The sequence below is a fragment of the Sandarakinorhabdus sp. genome, assembly GCF_051860625.1.
GTDB lineage: Bacteria > Pseudomonadota > Alphaproteobacteria > Sphingomonadales > Sphingomonadaceae > Sandarakinorhabdus.
In genome coordinates, this window is the sequence record NZ_JBHYDQ010000008.1 from 128,129 (window position 1) to 143,021 (window position 14,893).

General features: G+C 65.0%; 20 protein-coding genes. 16 read left to right on the forward strand and 4 right to left on the reverse strand.

All coding sequences use genetic code 11. The features are described 5' to 3' along the window. The first annotated feature begins 156 nt into the window (after positions 1-156). Positions 157-1,260: an NAD(P)-dependent alcohol dehydrogenase gene (locus ACTIEZ_RS09500; RefSeq protein ID WP_439546432.1), complete on the forward strand. Its 1,104-nt coding sequence runs from the start codon at positions 157-159 to the stop codon at positions 1,258-1,260. A gap of 165 nt (positions 1,261-1,425) precedes the next feature. Here ACTIEZ_RS09500 and ACTIEZ_RS09505 read toward each other — a convergent pair whose 3' ends face one another. The 3 genes from ACTIEZ_RS09505 to ACTIEZ_RS09515 all read right to left on the reverse strand — a co-directional run bounded on the left by ACTIEZ_RS09505 (position 1,426) and on the right by ACTIEZ_RS09515 (position 3,991). Then, positions 1,426-2,226: an enoyl-CoA hydratase-related protein gene (locus tag ACTIEZ_RS09505; protein WP_439546433.1), complete on the reverse strand. Its 801-nt coding sequence runs from the start codon at positions 2,224-2,226 to the stop codon at positions 1,426-1,428. A 62-nt stretch (positions 2,227-2,288) separates the two neighbouring features. Further along, a complete protein-coding gene (locus tag ACTIEZ_RS09510; protein WP_439546434.1) occupies positions 2,289-3,422 on the reverse strand; it encodes a M14 family metallopeptidase in 1,134 nt (377 codons plus the stop codon). Next, positions 3,419-3,991, reverse strand: coding sequence for a DUF4136 domain-containing protein (locus ACTIEZ_RS09515; protein ID WP_439546435.1), 573 nt, complete (start codon positions 3,989-3,991; stop codon positions 3,419-3,421). Before ACTIEZ_RS09515 ends, ACTIEZ_RS09510 begins: the two co-directional genes overlap by 4 nt. A 117-nt stretch (positions 3,992-4,108) precedes the next feature. Here ACTIEZ_RS09515 and ykgO point away from each other — a divergent pair, with 117 nt between their 5' ends. Together ykgO and ACTIEZ_RS09525 are read left to right on the forward strand one after the other, a co-directional pair. Beyond that, positions 4,109-4,234 carry a type B 50S ribosomal protein L36 gene (ykgO, locus tag ACTIEZ_RS09520; RefSeq protein WP_439546436.1) on the forward strand — a complete coding sequence of 42 codons (126 nt, stop codon included), beginning with the start codon at positions 4,109-4,111 and terminating at the stop codon, positions 4,232-4,234. An 89-nt stretch (positions 4,235-4,323) separates the two neighbouring features. Then, the gene (locus ACTIEZ_RS09525) at positions 4,324-4,938 is read left to right on the forward strand and encodes an HAD family hydrolase (RefSeq protein ID WP_439546437.1); all 615 of its coding nucleotides are present in this window, start codon (positions 4,324-4,326) and stop codon (positions 4,936-4,938) included. Here the strand turns inward: ACTIEZ_RS09525 and pyk are convergent. Continuing rightward, positions 4,925-6,376: a pyruvate kinase gene (gene pyk / locus ACTIEZ_RS09530; RefSeq protein ID WP_439546438.1), complete on the reverse strand. Its 1,452-nt coding sequence runs from the start codon at positions 6,374-6,376 to the stop codon at positions 4,925-4,927. The two genes, ACTIEZ_RS09525 and pyk, sit on opposite strands and share 14 nt — an antisense overlap. A 72-nt stretch (positions 6,377-6,448) precedes the next feature. On the opposite strand from pyk, the gene ACTIEZ_RS09535 reads away from it, so the two are divergent. The 13 genes from ACTIEZ_RS09535 to ACTIEZ_RS09595 all read left to right on the forward strand — a co-directional run bounded on the left by ACTIEZ_RS09535 (position 6,449) and on the right by ACTIEZ_RS09595 (position 14,787). Beyond that, positions 6,449-6,769, forward strand: a complete 321-nt coding sequence (locus ACTIEZ_RS09535; RefSeq protein WP_439546439.1) for a DUF1244 domain-containing protein — start codon at positions 6,449-6,451, stop codon at positions 6,767-6,769. 32 nt (positions 6,770-6,801) lie between these two features. Next, positions 6,802-7,041 carry a DUF2312 domain-containing protein gene (locus ACTIEZ_RS09540; RefSeq protein ID WP_439546440.1) on the forward strand — a complete coding sequence of 80 codons (240 nt, stop codon included), beginning with the start codon at positions 6,802-6,804 and terminating at the stop codon, positions 7,039-7,041. A 14-nt stretch (positions 7,042-7,055) separates the two neighbouring features. Continuing rightward, complete coding sequence (locus ACTIEZ_RS09545) at positions 7,056-7,697, forward strand: glutathione S-transferase family protein (protein ID WP_439546441.1); 642 nt, start codon at positions 7,056-7,058, stop codon at positions 7,695-7,697. A gap of 51 nt (positions 7,698-7,748) precedes the next feature. Beyond that, positions 7,749-8,237 (forward strand): (2Fe-2S)-binding protein, encoded by a 489-nt coding sequence (locus tag ACTIEZ_RS09550; protein WP_439546442.1) that lies wholly within the window; start codon positions 7,749-7,751, stop codon positions 8,235-8,237. Further along, positions 8,230-8,997: an FAD binding domain-containing protein gene (locus tag ACTIEZ_RS09555; protein ID WP_439546443.1), complete on the forward strand. Its 768-nt coding sequence runs from the start codon at positions 8,230-8,232 to the stop codon at positions 8,995-8,997. The genes ACTIEZ_RS09550 and ACTIEZ_RS09555 overlap by 8 nt, the downstream gene beginning before the upstream one ends. 61 nt (positions 8,998-9,058) lie before the next feature. Then, a complete protein-coding gene (locus tag ACTIEZ_RS09560; RefSeq protein WP_439546444.1) occupies positions 9,059-9,799 on the forward strand; it encodes a YebC/PmpR family DNA-binding transcriptional regulator in 741 nt (246 codons plus the stop codon). A 23-nt stretch (positions 9,800-9,822) separates the two neighbouring features. Continuing rightward, positions 9,823-10,233: a DUF4440 domain-containing protein gene (locus tag ACTIEZ_RS09565; RefSeq protein ID WP_439546445.1), complete on the forward strand. Its 411-nt coding sequence runs from the start codon at positions 9,823-9,825 to the stop codon at positions 10,231-10,233. A 39-nt stretch (positions 10,234-10,272) separates the two neighbouring features. After that, positions 10,273-10,707, forward strand: a complete 435-nt coding sequence (locus tag ACTIEZ_RS09570; protein ID WP_439546446.1) for an endonuclease domain-containing protein — start codon at positions 10,273-10,275, stop codon at positions 10,705-10,707. Continuing rightward, positions 10,704-11,201 carry a crossover junction endodeoxyribonuclease RuvC gene (gene ruvC / locus ACTIEZ_RS09575; protein WP_439546447.1) on the forward strand — a complete coding sequence of 166 codons (498 nt, stop codon included), beginning with the start codon at positions 10,704-10,706 and terminating at the stop codon, positions 11,199-11,201. The genes ACTIEZ_RS09570 and ruvC overlap by 4 nt, the downstream gene beginning before the upstream one ends. Further along, the gene (ruvA, locus tag ACTIEZ_RS09580; RefSeq protein ID WP_439546448.1) at positions 11,198-11,794 is read left to right on the forward strand and encodes a Holliday junction branch migration protein RuvA; all 597 of its coding nucleotides are present in this window, start codon (positions 11,198-11,200) and stop codon (positions 11,792-11,794) included. The genes ruvC and ruvA overlap by 4 nt, the downstream gene beginning before the upstream one ends. A 112-nt stretch (positions 11,795-11,906) precedes the next feature. Then, positions 11,907-12,920 (forward strand): Holliday junction branch migration DNA helicase RuvB, encoded by a 1,014-nt coding sequence (ruvB, locus tag ACTIEZ_RS09585; protein ID WP_439546449.1) that lies wholly within the window; start codon positions 11,907-11,909, stop codon positions 12,918-12,920. 44 nt (positions 12,921-12,964) lie between these two features. Beyond that, positions 12,965-13,513, forward strand: coding sequence for a peroxiredoxin family protein (locus tag ACTIEZ_RS09590; RefSeq protein ID WP_439546450.1), 549 nt, complete (start codon positions 12,965-12,967; stop codon positions 13,511-13,513). A 23-nt stretch (positions 13,514-13,536) separates the two neighbouring features. Then, entirely contained in the window at positions 13,537-14,787 is a 1,251-nt protein-coding gene (locus ACTIEZ_RS09595; RefSeq protein WP_439546451.1) for a cysteine desulfurase-like protein, read from the forward strand. Positions 14,788-14,893 lie beyond the last annotated feature (106 nt).

Below are 14,893 nucleotides of genomic sequence, written 5' to 3' on the forward strand. Positions count from 1 at the left end.
AATTGAACGGGCGGGAGCGCGGGGTCAAGCCGCGCTGAACAGCGGCAGCCACAGCGGCAAGCACAGCAACAGCAACTTAGCGCACTGCCCCTTATGCTGGCTGGCCAAAGCGTCCGCGCGGCGCGATGCTTGGACCTGCGCTTCAGGAGACAAGCCATGCCGACCACCACCACCGCTGCCGTGCTGCGGGAACGCGGCGGGCCTTACCGCCTGGAAACGCTGGAACTCGCCGATCCGGGGCCGGGGCAGTTGCGGGTCAAGCTGGCGGCGTGCGGTATCTGTTTCACCGATGTCGGCGTGCAGCGTTACGAACAAGGCACGCCGCTGCCGCAGGTGCTGGGCCATGAAGGCGCAGGTATTGTCGAGGCGGTGGGGGCTGGTGTGACCAATGTGGCGCCGGGCGACCGCGTGGTCCTCAGCTACGCCAGTTGCGGTGCGTGCAACAATTGCGGCCATGATCATCCGCAATATTGCAGCAATTTCATGATGTTGAACTATGCCGGTGTATTGTCTGATGGCCGTGCGCCATTCGCGCAGGGCGACGCGGCGGTCTATGGCGGCTTTTTCGGCCAATCCAGTTTTGCCACCCACGCCATTGCGTACGCGCGCAACACGGTGAAGGTGGAGGCTGACGTGCCGTTCGCGCTGCTGGCGCCGTTTGGCTGCGGCCTGCAGACCGGCGCGGGCACCGCCTACAACACACTGGATGTGCAGGCCGGCCACAGCTTCGTGGTGATGGGCGCCGGTTCGGTTGGCCTGGCGGCGATGCTGGCGGCGGTGGACCGTGGTTGCCACAGCATCATCGCGGTGGACCGGGTGGCGGCGCGGCTCGATCTGGCGCGCACTCTGGGCGCCACGCACACCATCCTCGCCGACGGTCAGGATGTGACGGCTGCCATCCGTGCCATCTGCGCCACTGGCATCGATCGCATTGTCGATACCACCGGCGTGTCGGCGGTGGTGCGTGCCGGGCTGGAGGCGCTGGCCAGCCGCGGCGAGATGGCAATGCTGGCCGTAACCGCACCGGGCACCGAAATCAGCTTCAATCCCAACACGCTGCTGGGTGGCCGGTCGTTGAAGGGCGCGGTTGAGGGCGATGCCGATCCGCAGACCTTCATCCCCTGGCTGATCGGACGCCACACCGCCGGCCGCTTCAATCACGCGCCACTGGTGACCGAATATCCGCTGGACGCGATCAACGAGGCGGTCGCGGACATGGCCGCCGGGCGCGTGGTTAAACCGGTGCTGGTGATGGACTAACATCTTCTCCCCTCCCCTTCAGGGGAGGGGTCGGGGGTGGGGACGTGCCGCGAGGCAAAACTCGGAATGAAAGTGGTTTGGACGCCGTGCGCCTCATGCCGAGTGCGGGCGTGCAAATGCATTCCCCACCCCCAACCCCTCCCCTGAAGGGGAGGGGAGCAGTGGTCACTTCCCCGTAAACGCCGCCGGCCGCTTCTGCAGAAACGCACTCACGCCTTCGACGAAATCCGCACTGCGCCCGGCCAGCAACTGGTTGCGGCGCTCGACCATCAGCCCCTCGCTCAGCGACTTGTCCAGGCACTCGCGAATCCCGGCGCGGATCAGCGCATAGGACTGTGTCGGCCCGGCGGCGAGTTTCTGCGCGACAGCGGCGGTGGCGGTTGCCAGCTCCGCATCATCCACCACCTTGTAGACCATGCCCCAATCCAGCGCGGTCTCGGCCGAAATCCGCTCGCCCAGCATCATCATCGCCTGCGCCCGCGCCCGCCCGACCATCCGCGGCAGCATCCAGGTCGAACCGACATCGGGCACCAGCCCGATATTGACAAACGCCTGCAGGAAATACGCCGACCGCCCCGCGATCACGATGTCGCCCGCCAGCGCATAGGAGCAGCCAGCGCCCGCGGCCGGACCATTGACCGAGGTGATGAACGGCACCGGCAGCGCAAACAGCCGCTCCAGCAGCGGATTGAAATGCGATTCGAGCACCGAACCGGCATCCGGCGGGCCCGATCGTTTCGCCCCACCACCAGCACCGCCACCCGCCAGATCGGCGCCGGAGCAAAAGGCGCGGCCAGTGCCGGTGAGCACCAGCACCCGTGCCGTGCCTTCATCGCGCACACGGTCCACCGCGTCGATCATCTCCTCGATCACCCCGACATGCAGGGCGTTCATCACCTGCGGCCGGTTGATGGTCAGCGTGGCGATGCCGTTCTCGGTCTCGAAATTGATGTGGCTGTAGGTCATTGGGTGGTCCTCCCGTTTGGCCGGCAGGATATGGGGGCGGGCAGGGGCCGTCACCCCATCAATCAGCCAAGGTATCCCAATGTCTCGAGAATGGCCGCCAGACAATCGCGGCCCAGCAGCTTGCTCCGCTCCGGCGACCAGCCATATTCGGCGCAGGGCAGATCATCATTATCCTTGAATGGCATTTCCAGCGTCATGGCGAGGCAGCCGAAGCGCTCGGCAAGCTGATTGGTGCTCATCGCCAGATTGGCCGTGCCGGGCCGCGCGCGCGGGTAACCCCTGGCGGTCTGGAAATCCGGCGAAATCCGCGCCAACCGCGCCTTGTAGCCATTGAGCAGCGCAAGCTGTTTTTCGGTGATCGACGGGATGCCATCAAAGCCGGCGATGAACACCTGCGGGATGGCCTCGTCGCCATGCACATCCATCGCGATGTCGCAGCCGGTCTGTTGCATGGCACCCAGCACACACAGCACTTCCGGCGATTTGTCGGCCGATGGCGCCGCCCATTCGCGGTTCAGGTTCACGCCGGCGGCGTTGGTGCGCAAATGGCCACGCACTGAGCCGTCCGGGTTCATGTTGGGCACGATGTGAAACGTCGCCAATTGTCGTAACTTGCGCGCCACCGGGTCAGCCGGGTCGGTCAGGCGTTCGAGAGCACCCTCCATCCACCATTCCGCCATCGATTCGCCCGGATGCTGGCGGGCATAGAGCCAGACCTTGCGCGGGCCATCGCCGATCACCAGCCGATCAATGGCGCGGCCATCCAGGCTGTGGCCAAGCACATCGGCTGCCACGCCGGGCCGCGTGGCGATGCGTGCGATCAGATCATGATGCCGCTCCAGCGAGTACGGCGCGAAATAGGCGAACCAGAGCTGATCCACGGACGGCGTGATCGTGATGGTCAACGTGCCGTTTGCGGATTTCGGGTCGAATTCCGTCTCGGCCCGGCGCCAGGTCTGGCGATCCTCCGACATGGCCGCGCGATAGCCGGGCCAGCCGCCGGGATAGGCGCTGCCATTCAGATCGATGATGCGGATCACGCAGCGCTGCCCGCGCGCGCCAGACAGGCGGAAATGAAACCATTGATAGAAATCGCTGTGCGCGTCCTTGCGGATGCTGAGCACGATCTCGTGCGGCCCGATGATGCGCTCGACGTGGATATTGCCGGAATCGAAATTCGAATCGATGCGAATCATGGTGCAGGCTTCACAATCACGGTCTGGCCGCTGGGGCCGGGAAAGCCGGCCAGCAAGGCACGGGCGAGGCGGGCCGCGGTCGCGTCCTGCATTGTGCCAGACGTGGCGGCGCGGCCTTCCCAGATCACGTTCGGGTCACCGCCGCGCCGGATCTGGAGGGTGAGGACAGCATTGGACACGATCTGCGTGGTTTTGGTCACCGGAACACTCATTCCGGACGAAACCCCACCACGGCGGCCCCCGAACCCGCCACCAAAGCCCACCGAAAGGCCCGATCTGGCCGGTTGCTCGCTGCTGCTGCGCTCCAGCCGGATGGTCGCGGTCAGCACCGCCGGCTGCCCGGTCGGCACCGGCTGAAACCCGGCCCGCGCCAGCTCGGCCGCCACTGCATCGGCGTCGGCCTGGAAGGCCAGGCTGTCGCCAATCATCGCCTCAGCCGGGCCTATCGTGATCGTCGAGCCCGCCAGGGGTTGCGACAGGTGAAAGCGCGTCACCTCCACCTTCGACGGGCCAGTGACGCAGCCCGCCAGCAAAGCAATCGGCAACGCCATCAGAAGGATAGGTTTCATGAGTATGTGGTCGCATGGCCGGGGCGGCAGCGCAACCAGCGTGGTTGACAAAGCGCCGGCCCTCCCATAACGCCTCCATTCCATTTTCACATCCCTGATCCAGCACCGGAATTTGCCATGAAGGTTCGCAACAGCCTCAAGAGCCTGAAGGCTCGCCATCGTGATTGCCAGATCGTGCGCCGCCACGGCCGCACCTATGTGATCAACAAGACCAACCGTCGCTTCAAGGCCCGCCAGGGCTGAAGCTCGTCGCCGCTTGCGGGCGGCGCACCGGTTGATCGATGCACCCCTGCCGTTTGGCGGGGGTGTTGTCGTTTGTGGGTGGTGCAGCCATGTCGTTGAAATCGGTTGTGTTTGATGTCGGCAATGTCCTCTATGGCTGGGATATTCGCGCGCTCTACGCCAAGCTGATCGACGATCCGGCGCGGCTGGACTGGTTCTGCAGCCATGTCGTCACGCCGGAATGGCATTTCCAGCATGATGCCGGGCGGCCGTTCGCGGAAACCTCGGCCGAACTGATTGCGCAATATCCGGCCGAAGCGGATTTGATTCGCGCCTTCGGCCCCCGTTTCAACGAGACGGTGACTGGCCTGGTGCCAGGCATGGCAGCGCTCGTGGATCGGCTGACAGCGCGCGGCATCCCCTTGTATGGCATCACGAATTTCTCTGGCGATTTCTGGCCGGCCTTCCGCGCGACAGCGCCGCTGTTCGATCATTTTCAGGATATCATCGTGTCGGGTGACGAACGGCTGACCAAGCCCGACCCGGCCATCTACCAACTGGCGCTGCGCCGCTTCGGCCTGGCACCTCGCGAGGCAATCTTCATCGACGATCGCGCCGAAAATGTCGCCGCCGCTGCCGCCAACGGCTTCGTGGCGCATCATTTTTCGGATCATGACCGGCTGGTCGCCGATCTGGTCAGCCTGGGCCTGCTCAACGATTCTTGAGCTCGTCGCCGATCAGCCGCACGACATGGACCACGTTGGTTGTGCCCGGCGTCGAAAACGGCACACCGGCAATCAGCACCAGCGGATCGCCGCCCTTGGCCAGCCCCGAACGCAGCGCCATGCGCTTGGATTTGGCCACCATATCCTCGAAATTGGCGACATCGCGGGTGACGATGGCATGCACGCCCCACACCAGCCCCATTCGCCGCGCCGTTGTCTGGCTGGGCGTCAGGCACAGCACCGGCACCGACGGGCGTTCGCGCGCGGCGCGCCCGGCGGTCGATCCGGATATGGTGAAGCAGGCAATCGCCCGTGCCCCGATGGTGCGGCTGATATCGGCCGCCGCCGCAGTGATTGCCGCTGCTGTTGATCGACCGGCACTGATCTGGGTGAAATGCACCCGGCGGTCATAACCGGGATCAGCCTCGACCTGGCGGGCAATGGCATCCATCATGGCAACGGCTTCTTCGGGAAAGGCGCCAGCCGCGCTTTCGGCGGACAGCATCACCGCATCGGCGCCATCATAAATTGCGGTTGCAACATCAGAGACTTCGGCGCGGGTCGGGCTGGGTGCCGTGATCATCGATTCCAGCATCTGGGTGGCCACCACCACCGGCTTGCCCACGCTGCGGGCCAGGGCAACGATGCGCTTCTGGGCCGGCGGCACATTCTGCGGCGGCAGTTCCACCCCCAGATCGCCGCGCGCCACCATCACCGCATCGGCAAGCTCCAGGATCGCTTCCAGACGCTCAAGCGCCGCCGGCTTTTCGATTTTGGCGAGCAGCGCGGCGCGGCGGCCGATCAGGTGGCGGGCCTCGGCGACATCTTCGGGGCGCTGCACGAACGACAGCGCAATCCAGTCCACCCCGACATCAAGTGCAAAATCCAGATCGGCACGGTCTTTCAACGTCAACGCCGGCAGCGGCACCACCACATCCGGCACGTTGACGCCCTTGTTGTCCCTGATGGTGCCCGGCACGTCGACAATGGTATCGATGGCGTCTGCCGATACGGCGGTGACGCGCAGCACGATCTTGCCATCATCGACCAGCAGGCGATTCCCGACGCTGAGGGCGGCAAAAATTTCCTTGTGGGGCAGTTGAACGCGCATCGCGTTTCCGGCCGTTTCGTCCCGATCAAGGCGAAAGGGCTGATCCTTCAGCAGCGCGGCACTGCCGCCAACCACGCGGCCCACCCGCAGTTTGGGGCCCTGCAAATCGGCAAGGATCGTAATCGGCCGGCCGCTCGTCCGCTCGACGTTGCGGACGGCGGCAATCAGCGCCCCCTGGCTTTGATGGCTGCCATGGCTCATGTTGACGCGAAACGCATCGGCGCCGGCCGCATGCAGGCGGGCGATCATCGCCTCGCTGCTCGACGCCGGTCCCAGCGTGGCGAGCACCTTCACCTGGCGGCTTCGGGGTTGAAAAAGACCGTTCATCGTGCGCCTGTCATCCATCGCTGGCACGATAATCAGAGTATCAGCGATATGCGACCGGAGAGTGCCAAAGCCATGACGATATTTGCTGATGATGCAACCCGCGACCGGGTGGAGGCGGCGGCCTTCCGGCGCCTCATGCTGCACCTTGCGCAGCGCAGCGATGTGCAGAACATCGATCTGATGGGCCACACCGGCTTCTGCCGCAACTGCCTGGGCGACTGGTTGCACGAGGAGGCCGAAAAACAGGGCCTTGTGCTGTCGAAGGACGATGGCCGCACCCATGTCTATGGCATGACCCAGGCCGAGTGGAAGGCGCTGCACCAGCAGCCGGCAACCCAGGAACAGCTCGACCGCATGGCCGAATCGCTGGCGAAGAACGAGGCGGTTCGGTAACCCCCTGGGACCGAATTCAGACAGGGACCAGCATGACCGAAGAGAATGTCTCCGCCACGCAACTGCGCCAATATATCGAGCGCATCGAAACGCTGGAGGAAGAGAAGAAGGGCATCGCTGACGATATCAAGGATGTCTATGCAGAAGCCAAGGCGACCGGCTTTGACCCCAAGACGATGAAGGCCTTGGTGCGCCTGCGGAAAATGGAAGCCGCGGCCCGGCAGGAAGCCGAAGCCCTGCTGGAAACCTACAAGGCCGCGATCGGCCTTTGAACGGGGGACATGACATGAAGCTGTATGGGGGAAAATTGTCGCCATTCGTGATGCGGCCACTGCTGGTGAGCCGCGCCAAGGGCGCAGAGGTTGAACTTGATAGTTTCGAGGGCGGCATCAAATGCCCGGAATATCTGGCGCTTTGCCCGACGGGCAAGATGCCGCTGCTGGTCGACGGCGATCTGGCGTTGCCGGAAAGCCAGGTGATCGCCGACTATCTGGATGCGGCGCTGCCCGGCCCGTCGCTTATGCCCGAAGATGCAGCTGATGCCGCCATGGTGCGCCTGATCATCCGCCTCGCCGACGTCTATATGGTGCCGGCGCTGGGCGGCCTGTTCCGCGGCCGTGAACATCCCGACGGTGTGCCCGCCGCCCTGCAATCGATGGGCGAAGCGCTGGGCTATATCGAGCATTATCGCCGTGCCGAGGATGAATTTGCGTGGGGGCACAGCTTCACCCAGGCCGATGCTGCGCTGATTCCGCTGTTTTTCTTTCTGGATGCCCTTGATGGCCCGATGCCGACCAAGGCGCTGGTTGCCGCGCGTCCGGGCCTTGCCGCCTGGTGGGATCGTGCCAAGGCCAGCAGCCTGGGTGCGCAGGCCGTCACCGAACAGGCTGCAGGTCTGAAGGCGATGATGGCGGCCCGGCAGGGCTGATTGCCGCCATCGCAGGCAGCGTCTAGGGTGCAAGGCCAAAGGGGAACAGCGATGCATATGACGTTGACCATCAACGGCCAGGATCACGATGTGGAGGCACCGGCCGCCGCGCTGCTGGTCGAGGTGCTGCGCGATACGCTGGGCATGACCGGCACGCACATCGGCTGCGACACCAGCCAGTGCGGCGCCTGCAATGTGCTGGTGGACGGCAAGGCGGTGAAATCCTGCACCTTGCTGGCCGCTCAAGCGCAAGGCGCGGCGGTGACCAGCATCGAAGGTCTGGCCAACGGCGATCAGCTCCATCCGATGCAACAGGCGTTTCGTGAGGCCCATGGCCTGCAATGCGGGTTCTGCACGCCGGGCATGGTGATCGCCGGGCTGGAAATCGTGCGCAAGCATGGCACCAGCCTGACGCCAGAACTGGTTGCGCACGAACTGGAAGGCAATTTGTGCCGCTGCACCGGTTATATCAACATCATCAAGGCGGTGGTTGCTGGTGCAGCCGGTATGGCCAGCCTTGGGGAGAGCCAGCATGCGTGATTTCGCCCTGCAGCGTCCAGCCAATCTGGCCGATGCGGCATCAGCCTTCGCCTCCGGCGGGGAGGCCGCCTATCTCGCTGGCGGCCACACGTTGATCCCGGCGATGAAATCCCGGCTGCGGATGCCCGATGCGTTGATCGACCTGTCGGCGCTGGGTCTGAACGGTATCACCCGTGACGGTGACCACCTGTGGATCGGCGCGATGACCACCCACGCCGATGTCGCGGCCGGCGCCACCGCCATCCCCGGCCTGGCTGCGCTGGCCAATCTGATCGGGGACAATCAGGTGCGCAACATCGGCACCATTGGCGGCAGCCTGGCCAACAATGATCCCGCGGCCGACTATCCGGCCGCTGCCCTTGCGCTCGATGCCATCATCGAAACCGATCGCGGCAGCCATGTGGCGGCGGATTTCTTCCAGGGCATGTTCAGCACCGCCTTGGCCGACGGCGAGATCATCACCCGCGTCGGCTTCGCGATCCCGCAAGCGTCGGCCTATGGCAAGTTCCGCCATCCGGTGTCGCGCTATGCCATGGTCGGCGTCTATGTCGCACAGCACGCTTCCGGTTGGCGCGTCGCAGTCACCGGCGCCGGCCCGGGCGTGTTCCGCTGGAGCGATGCCGAAGCCGCGTTGGCGGCCGGCACCGAAGCGCCCGCGCTGCCCGCCGATGATCTCAACAGCGACATCCATGCCAGCGCCGAATATCGCGCGCATCTGTGCGGCGTGATGCTGAAACAAGCGGTGACCTTGCTGTGCTGATTGCAGCCCTGCCGCGCCATTGCTAAGCCCGCGGCTTCCTTTTTCAACCAGTTGATCGATCATGGCCGGCCACAGCAAATTCAAGAACATCATGCACCGCAAAGGTGCCCAGGACAAAAAGCGCAGCGCGCTGTTTTCCAAACTCAGCCGCGAAATCACCGTGGCGGCCAAGATGGGCATGCCCGATCCCGCCGCCAACCCGCGCCTGCGTGCTGCTGTGCTCGCCGCCCGCTCCGAAGGCATGCCCAAGGACAATATCCAGCGCGCCATCGACAAGAGCCAGGGCGGCGACACCGCCAATTATGAAGATGTGCGCTATGAAGGCTTCGGCCCCGGCGGCGTGGCGTTGATCATCGAAACGCTCACCGACAATCGCAACCGCACCGCCACCAATGTGCGCACCATCGTGGCCAAGAATGGCGGCAATCTGGGTGCCTCGGGCAGCGTGTCGCATGGCTTCGAGCGGCTCGGCCTGATCACCTATACGGCCAAGGCTGGCAGCAACGACCGCGTGTTCGAAGCCGCTCTGGAAGCCGGCGCCGATGATGTCCAATCCAGCGAGGACGGCCACGAGATATGGACCAGCGTCGAGGCGCTGCACGAAGTCGCCAAGGCATTGGAGGCCGTGCTCGGCGAAGCGGAATCGACCAAATTGGCCTGGAAGCCGGGCCTGATGGTCAGCGTCGGTGCCGATGATGCCGCGCAGTTGATGAAGCTGATCGACACGCTGGACGACGATGACGATGTGCAGACCGTGTGGGGCAATTATGACGTGCCCGAAGACGTGCTTGCCAATCTGTGAGGCTGGCAGCGGCGATCATGATCATGGCGAGCACGCCCGCGGCCGCCGATGCCGTTGCCGACATCAAGGCGGCGCGCGCCGCCTATAATGCCGCCATTGCCGCGCGCGATGTTGCGGGCGTGCGTGCGGCCTTTGGCGATGGCTATATCGGCATTGCCGGTTCCGGCGGCGAAGCGATCATCGGCGCTGATGCCATGACGGATTATTTTGCTCGCGCCTTCAAGACGCCGGGATTCCTCGGCTTCGTCCGCACGCCCGACGTGGTGACCGTCGCGGTCCCACCCGTGCGCGCCATGGAGCGCGGACACTGGTCGGGCGGCAGCGTCTCTGGTCGGTTCAGCGGCGAATATCTGGCCGTGTGGGTGCCGACCGCCACAGGCTGGAAACTGCGCAGCGAGAGCTTTGTGACACTTGCCAACGGGGCACCAAATTAACTCCCCTCCCCTTCAGGGGAGGGGCTGGGGGTGGGGAAGATGGCGACGGTTGACGAAAAGCTGCTTCACGACCGCGCCCGCACCATGCGGACCAACCAGACCCCGGCCGAGCGGCGAATGTGGGCCATTTTGCGTGGCAGCCGGCTAGGTGGACTGAAGTTCTGCCGCCAGGCTGTCATTGGCAGCTATGTCGCCGATTTTCTGTGTCCTGCGCTGGCGCTGATTGTCGAGGTGGACGGTGCCAGTCATACCGATCCGGATCGGGATGCACGGCGGGATTCAACGCTGGCGGCGCAGGGCTATCGGGTGTTGCGTTTTGCGAATTGGCAGGTTCTGGAACAAGGCGAAATGGTTGCAAAATCTATCCTGGAACACGCGAACCAGTTGCCCGCGCGCTGGACCAATGGGCCGCGCAATGGCTCTCGGCCTTCGTTCCCCACCCCCAGCCCCTCCCCTGAAGGGAAGGGGAATTGAGTTCGCGGCTCATCCTGGGCCTTGATCCGGGGCTGGCGGCGACGGGCTGGGGCGTGATCCGGGCTGATGGCAACCGGCTCAGCCATATTGGCCATGGCACGGTGCGCACCGCCGCCAGCGCGCCCTTGGCAGAACGGCTGGCCACCCTCTACGATGCGCTGATGCAGGTGATGACAAGCCATGGCTGCAATGCGGCGGCGGTGGAGGAAGTGTTCGTGAACACCAATCCGCAATCGACGCTGAAGCTGGGCCAGGCGCGCGGGGTGGTGATGCTGGCCGCCGCCAAGGCCGGCCTGCCGGTGACGGAATATGCGACGCGGCTGGTAAAGAAAGCGATCGTCGGCGTGGGCAGCGCCGACAAGACCCAGGTGCATGCCATGGTGCAGCGGCTGTTGCCCGGCGTAGCGGTGACGGGCAGCGACGCCGCCGATGCACTTGCCGTGGCGATTGCCCATGCACATCTCGGCGCCAGTGCGCAAAAGGGCCTGACATGATCGCCCGATTGAAGGGCCTGGTCGACAGCGTCTCGGCCGATGCCCTGGTGCTGGATGTGAACGGCGTCGGTTATCTGGTCCAGGCCAGCAGCCGCACGCTGGCCGCCCTCAACATCGGGCAGACGGTGGTGATGCACATCGAAACCCAGGTGCGCGAGGATGCAATCACGCTGTTCGGTTGCGTGACCGAAACTGAACGGGCCGCATTCCGCGCGTTGATCACCGTGCAGGGTGTGGGCGGCCGGGTGGCGCTCAACATCCTGTCGGTGCTGACGCCGGATCAGGTGGCGCATGCCGTGGCGGCCGGCGATGCGGCGTCACTGGCCCGCGCCAATGGGGTCGGCCCCAAATTGGCGGCGCGGATCACCAATGAGTTGAAAGGCAAGTTGGGCGGTGTGGCGCTGTCCGCCGGCGCCCCGATCGCGGTGCAAGCGGGCAACCGTTTGCTGGAGGACGCGATGGCAGCGCTGGCGGCGCTCGGCTTCCGGCCGATGGATGCCAGCCGGGCGGTGAGCGACGCACTGGCCGAACTTGGCGAAACGGCGGCACTGAATGATGTGGTGCGGGTGGCCTTGAAGAAGAGTGTGCAGTGACGAAGAATTTGGCCTTCCCCACCCCCAACCCCTCCCCTGAAGGGGAGGGGAGACCATCTGCTCCCCTCCCCTTCAGGGGAGGGGTTGGGGGTGGGGAAGGGCGCACGACCCCATGACCGCCGATCTCTCCCCGCAACGTCGCCTCGACGATATCGACGCCGCGCTGCGGCCCAAGGGGCTGGATGAATTCATCGGCCAGGCGGCACTGCGCTCCAACCTCAGTGTGTTCATCAACGCCGCCCGCAGCCGCGGTGAGGCGATGGACCATGTGTTGCTGCACGGTCCGCCGGGCCTGGGCAAGACCACGCTGGCGCAGATCGTGGCGCGCGAACTCGGCGTGGGCTTCCGGGCGACATCCGGCCCGGTGATTGCCAAGGCCGGCGATCTGGCGGCGATCCTGACCAATCTCGAACCGCATGATGTGCTGTTCATCGACGAAATCCACCGCCTGTCACCGATGGTGGAGGAAATTCTCTACCCGGCCATGGAAGACCGCGTGCTCGATATCATGATCGGCGAAGGCCCGTCGGCGCGCAGCGTGCGCATCGATCTGCCGGCGTTCACGCTGGTCGGCGCCACCACCCGCGCCGGGCTGCTCACCACGCCGCTGCGTGATCGCTTCGGGATTCCGCTGCGCCTGAATTTCTACAGCATCGATGAACTGGAACAGGTGGTGACGCGCGCCGCCCGGCTGCTCGATCTGCCGATCACCACCGATGGCGCCCGCGAAATTGCGGCGCGCGCCCGCGGCACCCCGCGCATCGCCGGGCGGCTGCTGCGCCGGGTGCGGGATTTTGCCGGCGGCAATGCCGTGGACCAGCGCCTGGCCGATCAATCGCTCAGCCGGCTGGAGGTGGACCGGCTCGGCCTCGATGCCATGGATCGGCGCTATCTGATGATGATCGCCGACATTTATCGCGGTGGCCCGGTGGGCATCGAAACGCTGGCCGCCGGCCTGTCCGAACCGCGCGACACGCTGGAAGATGTGATCGAACCCTTTCTGATCCAGCAAGGCCTGGTGGCCCGCACCGCACGGGGGCGCATGCTCACCGGGCCGGCGTGGAAACATCTGGGCCTGGTGGCGCCGGCGAGCCAAGCCATATTGCCGCTGCTCGATGAAGAATAACCGGCGCCTGTAACCAACAGCCGCTGCCCTACGAAAGGTCGATCATGCACAATCATCTCCTCGCCTTCCTCGCCCCGGTTGTCATGGCGGCCACACCCGCGCTGGCCATTCCCGCCGTCGGGGAAAAGGCCCCCGCCGTCGCCGGCACCGACATCAGCGGCAAGCAGCGCACGCTGCAACAACTCGCCGGCCGCAAGGGCACGGTGCTGATGTTCTTCCGCTCGGTGGCCTGGTGCCCCTATTGCAAGGCGCAGATGATCGCGATGAACGATGGCGCGGCGGCCCCGCTCGCTAGCCGCGGCTATACGCTGGTTGGCCTGTCCTATGACGATACCGCCGTGCTGGCCAAATTCGCTGCCGAACGCAAGGTGGCGTGGCCGCTGTTGTCCGATCCGCAATCGAAAGTGATCGATGGCTGGCAGTTGCGCGATCCGGCCTATCCGCCTGGCAATCGCGCCCATGGCGTGCCGCGCCCGGCGATTTACGTGATCGATCAAAAAGGCGTGATCCGCGCCCGCATGATGGAAGATGATTATCGCAAGCGCCCGCCGGTGGAGGTGGTGCTTGCCGCGGTGGACGCACTCGGCCAGTAACAACCCCGATAAGGGGGCGTGCGATGATGTTACCGATGGAGAGCGTGCGCGCGGCGTTTCCGGCGCTGGCGTTGCAGGATGATGACCAGCCGCGCTGCTATTTCGATGCGCCGGCCGGCACCCAGGTGGCCGGAAGGGTGATCGAGGCGATGGGCTACGCCATGGTGCAGGCATGCGCCAACGATGGCGGGCTGTTCCGCACCAGCCAGGCCGCCGGCGCGATTGCCGATCATGCCATTGCCAGCGCCGCGGCCTTTTTCGGCTGCGGTGATGATGAAGTGATCTTCGGGCTGAACACCACCAGCCTGTTTTTCCAGATGGCGCCGCTGATCGCCCATGATTGGCAGGTCGGCGACAATATCCTGCTCACCCGCATGGATCATGATGCCAATGTCTCGCCGTGGTTGCAGGCGGCGCAAGCGCGTGGGCTGGAGGTGCGCTTTCTGGAATGGGATCACGAAACATTCGCGCTGAAGCTGGAGTCATTGCCCGACCTGATCGACGCACGCACCCGCGCCGTGGCGGTGGGCCACGCCAGCAATTTCCTGGGCACGATCAACGATGTCGCGGCGGTGTGTGCGGCGGCGCGGGCCGTCGGCGCCATCAGCATTGTCGATGCCGTGCAATCGGCCCCGCATCTCGCGCTGGATGTGGCGGCGATCGGCTGCGATCTGATGGCCGCATCGGCTTACAAATTCTTTGGTCCCCACGCGGCGATCCTGTTCGTGTCCCGGCGCCTGCAGGGGATCATCCCGCCCCTGAAAGTCCGTCCGTCCGCCGATGTGATGCCCACGCGGCTGGCGCCCGGCACGCCAAGCTTCGAGGCGATGGCAGGCACCGCGGCGGCCATCGATCACCTGGCCTGGCTGGGAGAGGCGGCCGGCACCGTCTCGCCCGATCAGCCGCTGCGGCAAAGGCTGCTGGCCGGGCTGGCGGCAGCGCAAGCCCATGAAACCGATTTGATGCGCCGCTTTCTGGATGGGATCGGCGCCGTACCGGGCGTGACTCTGCACGGGATCGCCAACGCAAACCGTCTGCACGAACGCGTTGCCACCTTCACCTTCGAACTGGCTGGGAAATTCAGCGCCGAAGTCGCCGCTGCACTCGCCGCCCGCAACATGTTCGCCTGGCAAGGCTATTATTACGCTTGGGAACCGGCGACGGTGCTCGGGCTGAAGGATCGCGGCGCGGTGCGGGTGGGCTTCACCCATTACAACAGCATGGCCGAAGTCGATCTGCTGCTGGAGACGCTTGGCCAGATCGCCGGCAGTTGATCCACCGGCCCTGTCCTACACAGCCAAATCCTGTCATCATTGCGGCGTCCACAGCTGTTTCCCGGCGGGTTTTCAGGGGGGCTGCGCCAGCGTCAATCCCGCCAGA

What these genes read in the sequence shown, in the direction of transcription:
- ruvA (WP_439546448.1), top strand. Translation starts at nt 11,198, where the DNA reads ATGATCGCCCGATTGAAGGGCCTGGTCGACAGCGTCTCGGCCGATGCC.
- ACTIEZ_RS09555 (WP_439546443.1), top strand. Translation starts at nt 8,230, where the DNA reads ATGCGTGATTTCGCCCTGCAGCGTCCAGCCAATCTGGCCGATGCGGCA.
- ACTIEZ_RS09540 (WP_439546440.1), top strand. Translation starts at nt 6,802, where the DNA reads ATGACCGAAGAGAATGTCTCCGCCACGCAACTGCGCCAATATATCGAG.
- ACTIEZ_RS09515 (WP_439546435.1), bottom strand. Translation starts at nt 3,991, where the DNA reads ATGAAACCTATCCTTCTGATGGCGTTGCCGATTGCTTTGCTGGCGGGC.
- ruvB (WP_439546449.1), top strand. Translation starts at nt 11,907, where the DNA reads ATGACCGCCGATCTCTCCCCGCAACGTCGCCTCGACGATATCGACGCC.
- ACTIEZ_RS09550 (WP_439546442.1), top strand. Translation starts at nt 7,749, where the DNA reads ATGCATATGACGTTGACCATCAACGGCCAGGATCACGATGTGGAGGCA.
- ACTIEZ_RS09535 (WP_439546439.1), top strand. Translation starts at nt 6,449, where the DNA reads ATGACGATATTTGCTGATGATGCAACCCGCGACCGGGTGGAGGCGGCG.
- ACTIEZ_RS09565 (WP_439546445.1), top strand. Translation starts at nt 9,823, where the DNA reads ATGGCGAGCACGCCCGCGGCCGCCGATGCCGTTGCCGACATCAAGGCG.
- ACTIEZ_RS09525 (WP_439546437.1), top strand. Translation starts at nt 4,324, where the DNA reads ATGTCGTTGAAATCGGTTGTGTTTGATGTCGGCAATGTCCTCTATGGC.
- ACTIEZ_RS09505 (WP_439546433.1), bottom strand. Translation starts at nt 2,226, where the DNA reads ATGACCTACAGCCACATCAATTTCGAGACCGAGAACGGCATCGCCACG.
- ACTIEZ_RS09510 (WP_439546434.1), bottom strand. Translation starts at nt 3,422, where the DNA reads ATGATTCGCATCGATTCGAATTTCGATTCCGGCAATATCCACGTCGAG.
- ACTIEZ_RS09570 (WP_439546446.1), top strand. Translation starts at nt 10,273, where the DNA reads ATGGCGACGGTTGACGAAAAGCTGCTTCACGACCGCGCCCGCACCATG.
- ACTIEZ_RS09500 (WP_439546432.1), top strand. Translation starts at nt 157, where the DNA reads ATGCCGACCACCACCACCGCTGCCGTGCTGCGGGAACGCGGCGGGCCT.
- ACTIEZ_RS09595 (WP_439546451.1), top strand. Translation starts at nt 13,537, where the DNA reads ATGATGTTACCGATGGAGAGCGTGCGCGCGGCGTTTCCGGCGCTGGCG.
- ykgO (WP_439546436.1), top strand. Translation starts at nt 4,109, where the DNA reads ATGAAGGTTCGCAACAGCCTCAAGAGCCTGAAGGCTCGCCATCGTGAT.
- pyk (WP_439546438.1), bottom strand. Translation starts at nt 6,376, where the DNA reads ATGAACGGTCTTTTTCAACCCCGAAGCCGCCAGGTGAAGGTGCTCGCC.
- ACTIEZ_RS09560 (WP_439546444.1), top strand. Translation starts at nt 9,059, where the DNA reads ATGGCCGGCCACAGCAAATTCAAGAACATCATGCACCGCAAAGGTGCC.
- ACTIEZ_RS09590 (WP_439546450.1), top strand. Translation starts at nt 12,965, where the DNA reads ATGCACAATCATCTCCTCGCCTTCCTCGCCCCGGTTGTCATGGCGGCC.
- ACTIEZ_RS09545 (WP_439546441.1), top strand. Translation starts at nt 7,056, where the DNA reads ATGAAGCTGTATGGGGGAAAATTGTCGCCATTCGTGATGCGGCCACTG.